Annotated in this window: 7 protein-coding genes; 5 read left to right on the top strand and 2 right to left on the bottom strand. The window is 67.3% G+C overall.

All coding sequences use genetic code 11. The features are described from left to right. Positions 1–70: 70 nt before the first annotated feature. Together yicI and AC0IZJ_RS09485 are read right to left on the bottom strand one after the other, a co-directional pair. Positions 71–2,341: an alpha-xylosidase gene (gene yicI, locus AC0IZJ_RS09490; protein ID WP_471848952.1), complete on the bottom strand. Its 2,271-nt coding sequence runs from the start codon at positions 2,339–2,341 to the stop codon at positions 71–73. A gap of 80 nt (positions 2,342–2,421) precedes the next feature. Next, entirely contained in the window at positions 2,422–3,963 is a 1,542-nt protein-coding gene (locus AC0IZJ_RS09485) for a tryptophan halogenase family protein (RefSeq protein ID WP_471848950.1), read from the bottom strand. A gap of 166 nt (positions 3,964–4,129) precedes the next feature. On the opposite strand from AC0IZJ_RS09485, the gene AC0IZJ_RS09480 reads away from it, so the two are divergent. The 5 genes from AC0IZJ_RS09480 (at position 4,130) to AC0IZJ_RS09460 (ending at position 13,145) form a co-directional block, all read left to right on the top strand. After that, positions 4,130–5,356 (top strand): ROK family protein, encoded by a 1,227-nt coding sequence (locus AC0IZJ_RS09480; RefSeq protein ID WP_471848948.1) that lies wholly within the window; start codon positions 4,130–4,132, stop codon positions 5,354–5,356. A 152-nt stretch (positions 5,357–5,508) separates the two neighbouring features. Next, positions 5,509–6,963 (top strand): xylulokinase, encoded by a 1,455-nt coding sequence (gene xylB, locus AC0IZJ_RS09475; protein ID WP_471849315.1) that lies wholly within the window; start codon positions 5,509–5,511, stop codon positions 6,961–6,963. 18 nt (positions 6,964–6,981) lie between these two features. Then, positions 6,982–8,295: a xylose isomerase gene (gene xylA, locus AC0IZJ_RS09470; protein WP_471848946.1), complete on the top strand. Its 1,314-nt coding sequence runs from the start codon at positions 6,982–6,984 to the stop codon at positions 8,293–8,295. Between the two features lie 131 nt (positions 8,296–8,426). Beyond that, positions 8,427–11,438, top strand: a complete 3,012-nt coding sequence (locus AC0IZJ_RS09465) for a TonB-dependent receptor (protein ID WP_471848943.1) — start codon at positions 8,427–8,429, stop codon at positions 11,436–11,438. A gap of 66 nt (positions 11,439–11,504) precedes the next feature. Further along, positions 11,505–13,145 carry a DUF5597 domain-containing protein gene (locus AC0IZJ_RS09460; protein ID WP_471848941.1) on the top strand — a complete coding sequence of 547 codons (1,641 nt, stop codon included), beginning with the start codon at positions 11,505–11,507 and terminating at the stop codon, positions 13,143–13,145. Positions 13,146–13,158 lie beyond the last annotated feature (13 nt).

The following is a 13,158-nucleotide window of genomic DNA, read 5'->3' as shown; positions in this document are numbered from 1 at the left end:
GGTGACTCCATCAAAAGCAGTGAGCCGGCGGACGACTGAGCGTCCACCGGCTTGCGGGCCGATCAGCCGGTCAGGCCGTCCAGCTCAGCGAGGCGCCTTCGGCCTTCACGGCGCTGCGTTGACCGTCCACCTCGAGTGCCCAGTTGCGCAGCGCGCCTTCGGTCACCTGCGCCGTGTACTGCCCACCGCTGCGGCCGACCGTGCCGCGTGCCGCGACGCTGCCGTCCAGGCCCACGACCGTGAAGGCCGCGCTCTTGCCGTCGGCCAGCTCGAACACGCGCAGCACGGTGCCGCTGGCGTAGTCGTAGTCCGGCTTCTCGGTCTCGGCGCCCCAGGGGATGACGCTGTTCGGCGCTGCGTACAGCGGCATGCTGAGGAAGTCGTGCGTCTCCTTGTGCCAGCGGCCACCCTGCTTCTTCTCGCCGCTGAGCAGGTGGGTCCACGTCCCTTCGGGCAGATAGAAGTCCACCTCGCCGCTCTCCGTGAACACGGGCGCCACGAGCAGGCTTTCGCCGAGCTGGTACTGACGGTCCAGCGGCGCGCAGGCCGGGTCGCTCGGATGCTCCAGCAGCATCGCGCGCATCAGCGGCACGCCGGTCTCCGTCGCCTCGTGGGCCTTGGCGTACAGATACGGCATGAGCTGATGCTTGAGCCGCGTGAAGGCGCGCAGCACGTCGCAGCTCTCTTCGTCCACGAGCCAGGGCACGCGGTAGAAGCTGCTGCCGTGCAGGCGGCTGTGCGAGGACATCAGGCCGAACTGGATCCAGCGCTTGTAGACGGCCGGCGGCGGGTTGCCCTCGAAGCCGCCGATGTCGTGGCTCCAGAAGGCGAAGCCGCAGCTCGTCAGCGACAGGCCGCCTCTGAGGCTCTCGGCCATCGATTCGAAGGTGCTCCAGCAGTCGCCGCCCCAGTGCACGGGGAAGCGCTGGCCGCTGGCATACGTCGAGCGCGCGAAGACGATGGCGTCCTTGCCCTGCACTTCTTCCAGGAGCTCGAAGACGGCCTGGTTGTAATGCAGCGCGTAGAGGTTGTGCATCTCGACGGGGTCGGAGCCGTCGAAGTAGGTCACGCCCTCGCTCGGGATGCGCTCGCCGAAGTCGGTCTTGAAGCAGTCCGCACCTTGCGCCAGCAGGCGACGCAGGTGGCTCTGGTACCAGGTCTTGGCGGCGGGGTTCGTGAAGTCCACGATGGCCATGCCGGGCTGCCACTGGTCGGTCTGGAACGTCGTGCCGTTCGTCCGTTTGATGAAGTAGCCGTTCTTGGCGCCTTCAGCGAACAGCGGCGACTTCTGCGCCACATACGGGTTGATCCAGAGGCTGATCTTCAGGCCCTTGTCATGCAGCCGCTTGAGCATGGCCTCGGGCTCGGGGAAGCCGCGCGGGTCCCAGGCGAAGTCGCACCACTGGAACTCGCGCATCCAGAAGCAGTCGAAGTGGAAGACGGCCAGCGGCAGGTCGCGCCGCTTCATCTCGTCGATGAAGTGGGTGGCGGTGGCCTCGTCGTATTGCGTGGTGAACGAGGTCGTCAGCCACAGGCCGAAGCTCCAGGCCGGCGGCAGCGGGGCGCGGCCTGTCAGCGCTGTCAGCCGGGTCAGGACGGCCTTGGGATTGGGGCCGGCAATGACGCAGTAGTCCAGGCTCTCGCCTTCGCGGCTGAACTGCACGCGGGCGACCTTCTCCGAGCCGACCTCGAAGGACACCGGGCCGGCTTCGTTGACGAGCACGCCGTAGCCGCGGTTGGTCAGGTAGAAGGGGACGCTCTTGTAGACCTGCTCGCAGGCGGTGCCACCGTCCTTGTTGGTGTTCTCGACGATCTGGCCGTTCTTGACCCAGGGCGTGAAGCGCTCGCCCAGGCCGTAGACGTTCTCGCCGACGGCCAGGTTGAGTTGGTCGTGGACGAAATTGCCCTTGCCTGCGTACTGGATGTAGCCGAGGCCACGCCAGTCGCTCTTGGTCAGGATGCGCTCGCCTTCGCGGAAGGTGAGGCTCCAGCCGTCGCCCTTCTTGACGTCGACCGAGATGGGGCCGGAGGTGAGCGTGGCCTTGGTTTCGCCGTCGACGATCTGCACGGGGCATTTGCCGGCGCCGACCATCGGGATGTGCAGGCGCGGCGCGCTGGACGCGGTGTAGTGCTCCACGCTGACGCGGATCACGCCGGGCAGCGGTGAGCTGAGTGTCACGGTCAGCGTGGGGCCTTGCAGCGTGTCGCCACGGTGCTTGATGGGGCGCGTCGTGGCGAGCACGACGAGGCGGTCTTCGTGGACTTCGATCGCGTAGGCCTCGGCCGCGTAGTGCGCGGCGACGCCCGGCTGAAGCATCCACTGTCCGTCAGTGAACTTCATGGGGTGGGTTCCTTGTTGTCTCCAAACGACCGGCAGCGTTGCCGGTCTCTCACTTCTTTTGATGTGGGTCGCCTAACTCCTCAAGCTGGTGCTGCCTTCGTGTGGCGGGCAATGTAATCACCGTGGTCGGGCATGCCGGCCGCGGTCTGTTGGATGGCCTGGCGCACGCGGGAAAAATGCTGCACCAAGGCGCCTTCGTCGACATGGTCGACGAAGGGGTCGTAGGCCTCGGGCCGCAGCCCGAGACCCATCAGGAGGGACACCCAGGATGGCTCCTGGAAGCTGTCGCGGTCCAGGATGGCGACGCGGCCGGTCGTGCGGAACAGGTCGATCTGATGCGCCAGCGTGTCCGGTATCGGCATGGCTGCGCAGTAGCGCCACAGCTCGCTGTCGCGCCGGTCGGTGAGCTTGTAGTGCAGCGCGATGAAGTCGCGCGTGGACTCGTACTGCTGGGCCATCAGGCGGTTGAACTCGGCGGCGAGGTGCGGCTTGCAGCGGCGGTCCGGGAAGAACTGGATCAGGCGGCCGACACCGTCCATGATGAGCTGGATGCTGGTGGATTCCAGCGGCTCCAGGAAGCCGCTGGCCAGGCCGATGGCGACGACATTCTTCACCCAGCCTTGTTTGCGCCGCCCGGTGGTGAAGCGCAGCTGGCGCGGCGTGTCGAGCGCCTTGCTGTCCAGGCCGGCGAGCAGCGTGCTGGCGGCCTCGTCGTCGCTGATGAAGCCGTTGCAGTAGACATGGCCGTTGCCGGTGCGGTGCTGCAAGGGGATGCGCCACTGCCAGCCGGCGGCTTTGGCGGTGGAGGTGGTGTAGGGCGTCAATGGCGCAACGCGCTCACTCGGAACGGCTTGAGCGCTGTTGCAGGGCAGCAGCGCGCTCCAGTCCTCGTACGGCGACTGCATGGCGCCGCCGATGAGCAGCGCGCGAAAGCCCGAGCAGTCGATGAAAAGGTCGCCGTCAATGCGACGGCCGTCGGCCAGCTTGACGGCGGCAACGAAGCCGTCCCCGGGTCGCAGCTCGACATCGACGATCAGCCCTTCGATGCGCTGCGTGCCGCGTGCCATCGCGTATTCGCGCAGGTAGGCGGCGTAGAGGCCGGCGTCGAAGTGATAGGCAAAAGAGAAGGCGTTGGCAGCCGAAGGCGCGCCGGCTTCCGGCGGCGTGAAGCGGTTGCGATGCGCCATGACGGTCGACATCGACCAATCCTCATAGCTCGGCAGGTCAGCCACCTTGCGATGCAGGCGCAGCCAGTGCTGCCAGGGTGAGCGGCCGTCGATGGGCGGGCCGAAATCGCCAAAGCCGTGGAAGAAGCGGTGGCCGACCTGGCCCCAGTCGCGGAACTCGATGCCGAGCTTGAAGCTGCCCTGGGTCTTCTTGACGAAGTCGGCGCCGTCCAGGCCGAGGGTCTTGTTGTAGGCGCGGATGGGCGGCAGCGTTGCTTCACCCACACCAATGCTGCCGATGTCGGGCGATTCGACCAGCACGATCTCCGGCCGCGCCGTTTCGGTACGCGCGAACAGCTGCGCCATTGGGGCGGCCGCCATCCAACCCGCAGTTCCACCGCCAACGATGACGATCTTGCGGATGGGGAGATCAGAAGGGTCTGAAGGGGCTGACATCGTGAAGCTGGCGAGCGTTGGCCTTACCAGTTGAGGCCACAAGCGGCGCCATCTTCGACGCGCTGTTGCATTTCGCGCTAGGGGCTTTCACCCAATTTACTTCGTGCGACGGTCGAACTAATATGCTCCAAAACCTGATCAACAGGGCATAACTAGGAGACGACGCTTGCAGGCCGAAGCCGCTGGAAGCCAACAACTGCTGAAGGTCATCAACCGAATGGCCCTGGTCAGGCACCTTTGTGCCAACCCCGGGCTGTCGCGAGCAGACCTTGCTGGCGCCGTTGGCCTGACCAAATCCACCGTCAGCCTGCTCGTGCGCGAGCTGGTGAACGAGGGCTGGCTGGCCGAGCGCGAAGTGGTCGCCACCGGCGATCTGGGCCGCCGCCCTACGCCGCTGTTCATCGACCCGGCCCGCCTGCTGCTGCTGGGCGCCGAGGTGGGCATCGAATCGGTGCGCGTCGTTGCCACCTCGCTGACCGGTGAGGTCAAGGCCTGCGCGGTGGCCAATTACGGCGCCAGCCGCACGGCCAAGGCCTGCATCGGCACGCTGGCCACGGCGCTGCTGAAAGTGCGCAGGCAGCTGGACGCCAACCAGCAGATCCTCGGCATCGGCGTGGGCCTGCCGGGCGGCGTCAACGAGGTGCGCGGTGTGCTGCATTTCGCGCCCAACCTCGGCTGGCGCGACGTTCCCTTCGGCGCCTTGCTCGGCGAGAAGCTGCAGGACACGTCGCTGGACGGCGTGCCCCTCTTCATCCAGAACGAAGCCGATGTGGCGGCCCTGGGCGAGCTGGAGTTCAACCCCTCGCCGGCGTCGGACCCACTGCTCTATGTGTCCATCAACCAGGGCCTGGGCGCGGGCGTCATCGTCGGCGACCGCCTGCTGACCGGCAGCCGCGGCTTTGCCGGCGAGGTGGGGCACATGGTGCTGCAGCTGAACGGCCCGCGTTGCTCCTGCGGCCGACGCGGCTGCGCCGAGGCGCTGATCGCCACGCGGGCGCTGCTCGGCGACTGCGAAGACTCGACCGCGCTGCGCTCCCTGGCCGAGGTGCGTGCCCATCTGGTGGACGAAGACGCCGAAACGCTGAAAGCCGTCAATTCCGCCGGCCGCAACCTGGGTGTGCTGCTGCAGAACCTGGCCACGGCCTACGACCCGGGCTGCATCGTGCTGGGCGGCGCCGTGGTCGAGCTGGGCCAGCCCTTCCTGCAGCCGGCGCTGGACGCCTTGGTGGACTACGCCACCGCCGCCAACCTGCCGCCGCCCAGCGTGCGCACCTCGCGCTTCGGCGCCAACGCCGTCGCCGTGGGCGCTGCCGCGCTGGCGCGCTACCGACTCACCCGCCCTGCGCTGCCGCTGGCAGACACAGGCGTCACCCTGGCCGAGGAGGCCGCTTGAAATGAAGCCCCTCGTCCAACGAGTACGTCGGCCGGTCCCCCGAGGGGACGGCGATACGCGCGGCATTGAGCCGCACGCACATCGCCATACCGGGCCGGCTTGGGAGCGGCCCGGCGCTCGGCCCGCAAGTTCCGATGCGGGAGGTCACTGACATGTACCTCGGCCTCGATCTCGGCACCTCGGAAGTCAAAGCGCTGCTGCTCGACGGTGCCGGCCGCATCGTCGGCACGGCCGGCAGCACGCTGACGCTGTCGAGCCCGCAGCCGCTGTGGTCCGAGCAGAACCCGGCCGATTGGTGGACGGCCACTGAGGCCGCCATCGCCCAGTTGCGCGCCGCCCACCCGGACGAGTTCGCCCAGGTGCGCGGCATCGGCCTGTCGGGGCAGATGCACGGCGCGGTCCTGCTCGATGACAGCGATGCCATTCTTCGCCCGGCCATCTTGTGGAACGACGGCCGCTGCCATGCCGAATGCCCGGAGCTGGAAGCCGCCGCACCGCGCCTGCACGAGATCGCCGGGAATCTGGCGATGCCTGGATTCACGGCGCCCAAGCTGCTGTGGGTGCGCAAGCACGAGCCCACTGTCTTCGAACGCGTGCAGACCGTGCTGTTGCCCAAGGACTGGCTGCGCCTGCGGCTGACGGGTGACAAGGTCTCCGACCCGTCCGATGCCGCCGGCACGCTGTGGCTGGACGTGGCGCGCCGTGACTGGTCCGACGAACTGCTGGCCGCCACCGGCCTGACACGTGCCCACATGCCCCGCCTCGTCGAGGCCAGCGAGCCCAGTGGCGTGCTCAGGCCGGAACTGGCCAGCGCCTGGGGCCTGGGCGCGGAAGTCATCGTCGCCGGCGGTGCGGGCGACAACGCCGCCAGCGCCATCGGCATCGGCGCCACGCAGCCGGGCGACGGCTTCATCTCGCTGGGCACGTCAGGTGTGCTCTTCGTCGTCAACGACCGCTACCGGCCCAACCCGGCCTCGGCCGTGCACGCCTTCTGCCATGCGCTGCCACAGCGCTGGCACCAGATGAGCGTGATGCTGTCTGCGGCCAGCTGCTTCCGGTGGTTCTGCAATCTCGTGGGCCAGCACGAGAGCGCCTTGCTCGCCGAGCTAACGTCGAATGACAGCGCAGTCGCCGAGCGCGCGCCGACCTTTCTGCCCTACCTGGCCGGTGAGCGCACGCCGCACAACGACCCCTTCGCCCCCGGCGTCTTCCACGGCCTGAAGGCTCAGACCACCCGTGCCGACTGCACCTACGCCGTGCTCGAAGGCGTGGCCTTCGGCCTGGCAGACGGCCTTGCCGCACTGCGCGCCGCCGGCACCGAGGTGACGCAACTCTCCCTCGTCGGCGGCGGCTCACGCAGCCCCTACTGGGCGCAGTTGATTGCCGACGCGTTGCACGTCGAGATCGTCGTCCACACCGGCAGCGAAGCCGGCGGCGCCCTCGGTGCGGCCCGCCTCGGCTGGCTGGCCACAGGCGGCCAAGTCGACACCGTCTGCACCCGCCCCGAGATCGCCGCGCGCTTTGCACCCGACCCCGAACGCCATGCCCGCCTGGCCCCACGCCTGGCGCGCTTCCGTGACCTCTACAGCCGCCTGCGCGGCGCATAGATCTTTTTGACGCAACACATGAGCTACTTCGAACACATCGAGCCCATCCGTTTCGAGGGCGCCGACAGCCCCAACGACCTGGCCTTCAAGCACTACGACAAGGACCGCATCGTCCTGGGCAAGCGCATGGAAGACCACCTGCGCTTCGCCGTCTGCTACTGGCACAACTTCGTCTGGACCGGCCTGGACCCGTTCGGCGGTGCCACGTTCGAGCGCCCCTGGTTCCAGGGCGGCAGCCCGATGGAACTCGCGAAGCTGAAGGCCGATGCCGCCTTCGAGTTCTTTGCCAAGCTGGGCGCGCCCTACTACTGCTTCCATGACCGCGACGTCGCTCCCGAAGGCGCCACGCCGCGTGAGAGCCAGGAGAACTTCCAGCGCATGGTCGAGGTGCTCGGCGAGAAGCAGCAGGCCACCGGGCTGAAGCTGCTGTGGGGCACGGCCAACCTGTTCAGCCACCGCCGCTTTATGTCGGGCGCGGCCAGCAACCCCGACCCCGAGATCTTCAAGCTCGCCGCCGTGCAGGTGCGCGACGCGCTGGAAGCGACGCTCAAGCTGGGCGGCGAGAACTACGTGCTGTGGGGCGGCCGCGAGGGCTACGAGACGCTGCTGAACACGCGCCTGGGCCAGGAGATGGACCAGCTCGGCCGCTTCCTGAACATGGTCGTCGAGCACAAGCACAAGATCGGCTTCAAGGGCGCCATCCTCATCGAGCCCAAGCCGCGCGAGCCGTCCAAGCACCAGTACGACTTCGACACCGCCACCGTCTACGGCTTCCTCGTGCGCTACGGCCTCGAGAAGGAAGTGAAGGTCAACATCGAGGCCAACCACGCCACGCTGTCGGGCCACAGCTTCGAGCACGAGATCGCCACCGCCGGCGCCCTGGGCATCCTGGGCAGCCTGGACATGAACCGCGGCGACCCGCAGCTGGGCTGGGACACCGACCAGTTCCCCAACAACGTGCCCGAGACGGCGCTGGCGCTGTACCACGTGCTGCAAGCCGGCGGCCTGGGTTCGGGCGGCCTGAACTTCGATTCAAAAGTCCGCCGCCAGTCCATCGACGCTGAAGACCTCTTCCACGGCCACATCGGCGGCATGGACGTCTGCGCGCAGGCCCTGCTGATTGCCGAAAAGATGATCGTCGACGGCCGACTCAAGAGCGCTGTCGACGCCCGCTACGCCGGCTGGGACACCCCCGCCGGCCAGGACATCCTGCAAGGCCGCCGCACGCTGGCCGAACTGGCCGACGGCGTGCTCGCGCGCAACACCGACGTGGCGCCTGTGTCCGGCCGCCAGGAAGTCTTCGAGAACCTCGTCAACCGCTTCTGCGCCTGACCTGGCATGACCCCATTCACCCAACCCGTCCACACCGCCCGTTCTGCCGGGCGATGTTGACTGCTTTCCGTCGAACCAGCAGCAAGACCAGCAAACCATCCCTGCCCTAGAGGCCAACGAGAGGAGACACAGTGAACAAACCCCAGAGAACCGCCATTTCCCTAGCCGCCGCCCATGCCGCCCTGCTTTGCAGCGGCATGGCCATGGCCCAGACGCCCGCGGCCCCCGCGGCCCCCGCCGCAGCAGCGTCGGCCCCCATCCAGAAGGTCGAGACCGTCGTCGTCAGCGGACGCCGCGCAGCGCTGGAATCCGCGCAGCGGATCAAGCAGAACTCCGACGAGATCGTCGACTCCATCGTTGCCGACGACATCGGCAAGCTGCCCGACCAGTCCGTCACCGAAGTGCTGCAGCGCATCGTCGGCGTGACCATCGACCGCACCATGTCGAAGGGCGACCCCGAGCACTACTCGGTGGAAGGCTCCAGCGTCAACATCCGCGGCCTGAGCTACGTACGTTCAGAGGTGAACGGCCGTGACACCTTCTCGGCCAACGGTGGCCGGGCGCTGAACTTCGAGGACGTGCCGCCCGAACTGCTGGCCGCGGTGGATGTCTTCAAGAACCCGTCGGCGTCGCAGATCGAAGGCTCCATCGGCGGCCTGGTGAACCTGCGCACGGCCATGCCGTTCGACAACCCCGGCTTCAAGGGCCACGTCACCGCCGTCGGCAAGTACAACGAGTTGCAGGGCAAGTTCAGTCCTTCGGCATCGGGCCTGCTGTCCAACCGCTGGAGGACCGACCTCGGCGACGTCGGCATGCTGTTGAGCCTGGCCCACAGCAAGAGCTCGACGCGCACCGACCTGTGGCAGGTCGAGCCCTACTACAACATCGACGGCACGCACTGGGTGCCGAAGGGCGCGCAATGGCGCGACTCCAACTTCGAGCGCGCGCGCAACGGTCTCTACGGCGCGCTGCAGTGGAAAAAGGGCGACGTCAGCAGCTCGCTGACCTACTTCCAGTCCAAGTACAAGATGCAGTGGGACGAGAACGCGCTGTTCGCGCAGACCACGCCCTGGAACCTCGTCATCGGCAGCGACGCCAAGTACAACGCCAACAACGTCTTCGTCAGCGGCACGCTGACCTCGCCGGCTGACGGCGGCGTGAACTTCGGCGCCGACACGCGCTACATGACGCGCAACTCCAAGACCCGCGACCTGGGCTGGAACCTGGCCTGGAAGGCCAGCGACCGCTGGAGCTTCAGCACCGACCTGCAGTTGGTCAAGTCCGACACCAACGCGTTCGACTCCACCGTCGCGACCGGCCTGCTGATGCCCAAGGAAACGCTGGACCTGACCGGCTCGACGCCGCGCGTCGTCTTCGACGCCAGCGACCTGGCCTCGCTGCAGAACAAGGCCAACTACTACTGGGCGTTCACGATGGAACACCTGGACCGCAGCCGCGCCGAGCAGAAGGCCTGGCGCGCGGACGCCAAGTTCAACTTCGACCACCCCGTGCTGCAGGACCTGAGCTTCGGCATCCGCCTGACCGACCGCGACGCGACCACCACCAAGACGGTGCCGGACTACAACTGGTCGGCCATCACGCAGACCTGGCAACGCGGCTGGGACATCAGCGGCCTGGCCTACCTGAGCGACCCGCGCTTCAACGCCCCCACTCGCCTGCACGAGTTCAAGAACTTCTTCGGCGGCCAGAGCGTGCCCCCGATCTACGTGCCCGCCGTGTCGCTCGCCAAGGACTACCCGAACAGCTACACCGCACTGCACAAGTACCACGACATCCTGTGCGCGGAGCAGACGGCCGCGCAAGGCTGGGGCAGCGGCTGCGCGGCGTGGTCGCCGGCCAGCTTCGGCACCAACCCGGCGGGCACCAACGAGCAGCATGAGCGCACGCAGGCCGCCTATGCCCAGCTGCGCTTCGACTTCGCCGACTCCGGCACACCGATCGACGGCAACCTCGGCCTGCGCGCCGTGCGCACGGACATGAAGGCCAGTGGCTACACGGTCTTCAACTACAACCCGGGCATCACGCCGACACCGGGCCAGACCGTGACCGGTGTGCCGGTGCCGGTTCTCGCCAGCTTCAACACCCCGATCACCGCCGCGCAGAGCTACGTCAACGTGCTGCCGAGCCTGAACCTGCGCTTCAAGGCCAGCGACAAGCTGCAGTTCCGAGCCGCAGTGGCCAAGGGCGTCTCGCGCCCGGACTTCTCGGACATGCAGGCCTACACCTCCATGGAGCTGACGACGACCAAGCACACGGAGAACAACGACACCGTCCTGGTCATCGACTCCGTCAACCTGAGCGGCTCGGCCAGCGGCAACCCGCTGCTCAAGCCGGTCAAGTCCACGCAGTTCGACCTGACCGCCGAGTGGTACTTCGCCAAGAACGGCTCGCTGACCCTGGCGGTGTTCAACAAGCAGCTGTCGGACATCATCGTCAGGCAGTCGGCCACGGTGCAGCTGCGCGATGCCGCCAACCAGCCGCTGAACCTCACGCTGACCTCGCCGGTCAACGGCAGCAAGGGCCACGCACGCGGCTTCGAAATCGCCTTCCAGCGCTACCTCGACATGCTGCCGGGCTGGATGTCGGGCATCGGCGTGCAGGCGAACTACACCTTCGTCGCGAGCAAGACCAAGCCCTACGACCCGGTCACCACGCCGTTCTGCGCCGGCACCAGCACCGACGCGGCCAATCTGAACCTGAACATCAACGGTTGTGACACCGACGGCCGCACCTTCGGCAACCTGCCGCTGACCAACCTGTCCAAGAACGCCTACAACCTGGCGCTGCTGTATGACTACGGCCCGTTCTCGGCGCGCGTGGCCTACAGCTGGCGTTCCAAGTACCTGCAGGGCGTCAACGTGAACGGCACGCGCAGCGGCGACGGCCGGCTGACCAACGGCACGGCTGTGGCCTATGCGCTGCCCACGTGGAGCGACTCCTACGGCCAGGTCGACGCCGGCGTCAACTACCGCTTCAGCGACAAGTTCAGCGTCAGCGTGGAAGCGCAGAACCTGAACGACGCGCTGGCCCGCCAGTTGATGCAGCAGAACATCGGCCTGATGACCCGCGCTGTCAACTACACCGGCCGCCGCTACTCGGTGCAAGCCAGCTACTCGTTCTAATACGAGCACGTCTCCGGCGGCCTTTGACCGGGCCGCCGGATTTTTCTCTGCCCATCCGAACACCCGATGAAGACCAAGCTTCTCCTCGCAGCGGCCCTGGCCTGCCTGTTCACCGTGCAGGGCGCTGGCGCTGCCGAACTGCCCCGCCTCGTCGCCAAGGACGGCCGCCACGCGCTGCTGGTGGATGGCAAGCCCTTCCTCATCCTCGGCGCGCAGGCGCACAACTCCAGCAACTACCCTGCCGGGCTCAAGCCCGTCTGGGATGCCGCACTGGACATCAAGGCCAACACCGTGCTGATGCCGGTGGCCTGGGAGCAGGTCGAGCCGGTTGAGGGCAAATTCGACTTCAGCTTCGTCGACACCCTCGTCGCCGAAGCCCGCAAACAGAACCAGCGCCTGGTCATCCTGTGGTTCGCCACCTGGAAGAACACCAGCGCCCAGTACACACCCGAGTGGGTCAAGCTCGACCCGAAGCGCTTCCCCGCCAACCTGGACCGCGAAGGCAAGCCCAATTACAGCCTCAGCCCCTTCGGCACCGAGACGCTCAAGGCCGACAAGAAGGCGTTCGTCGCCTTCATGACGCATCTGAAGAAGATCGACTCGACCCAACGCACCGTGCTGATGGTGCAGGTCGAGAACGAGGTCGGCACTTACGGCCTGGTGCGCGACTTCGGCAAGGACGCGCAGGCCGCCTTCGAGCAGCCTGTGCCCGCTGCCGTGCTGGCCCGCCAGAAGCCCAAGGCCGCGGCATCGGGCACCTGGCGCGAGGTCTACGGCGACTATGCCGACGAGTACTTCCACGCCTGGGCCATCGCCCGCTACATCGGCGAGATCGCGGCCGCCGGCAAGGCCGTGTACGAGCTGCCGATGTACGTCAACAACGCGCTGCGCAACCCGCTGGACCAGCCGCCCAAGCCCTGGAACAAGGATTTCGCCAGCGGCGGCCCGACCTGGGATGTCATCGACATCTACAAGGCCGCAGCGCCCGCGCTCGACATCGTCAGCCCGGACATCTACAACGTCGAATCCGAGCAGGTGAACGCCAACCTGCGGCTGTTCCAGCGCCCGGACAACGCGCTGTTCGTGCCCGAGATCGGCACCAAACCGGCCTACGGCCGTTTCCTTTACGCGATGCTGGGCCGTGGCGCCATCGGCGTGTCGCCCTTCGGCATCGACTACTTCAACTACACCAACTACCCGCTGGGCACGACAGCCACCGACAAGACGCTGGTGGAGCCCTTCGAGCGCGTCTACCGCATGTTCGCGCCCATCCAGCGGCAGTGGGCGCAGTGGGCCTTCGACGGCAAGACGCGAGGCATCGGCGAAGGCGACGACCGCAAGCCCCAGCAGTTGGACTTTCCCGGCTGGACGGCCAAGCTGACCTACCGCCTCGGCCGCTTCGGCGAGTCCGCCTGGGGCGGCGAATTCGCCAAGCCCGCAGCCGGCACCGAGCAGCCGGACGGCGGCGCCGCCATCGCGCAGATCGGCCCGGACGAGTTCCTCGTCATCGGCCAGCGCGTGCGCGTGCGCATGGAGCCGGCCGAGGGCACGAGCGGCATGATGCTGCGCGCCGAACAGGGCCGCTTCGACGACAAGGGCCGCTGGGTGATGGAGCGCGTGTGGAATGGCGACCAGGTCGACTACGGCCTGAACCTGCCCGCCGAGCCCATGATGCTCAAGGTCAAGATGGGCAGACCTGCGCAATGAAGCCCCTCTTGGG

It is taken from the genome of Roseateles sp. AC306 (assembly GCF_979253795.1).
Note: the sequence above shows the minus strand (reverse complement) of the source record. Positions and strands in the feature narration are given on the sequence as shown.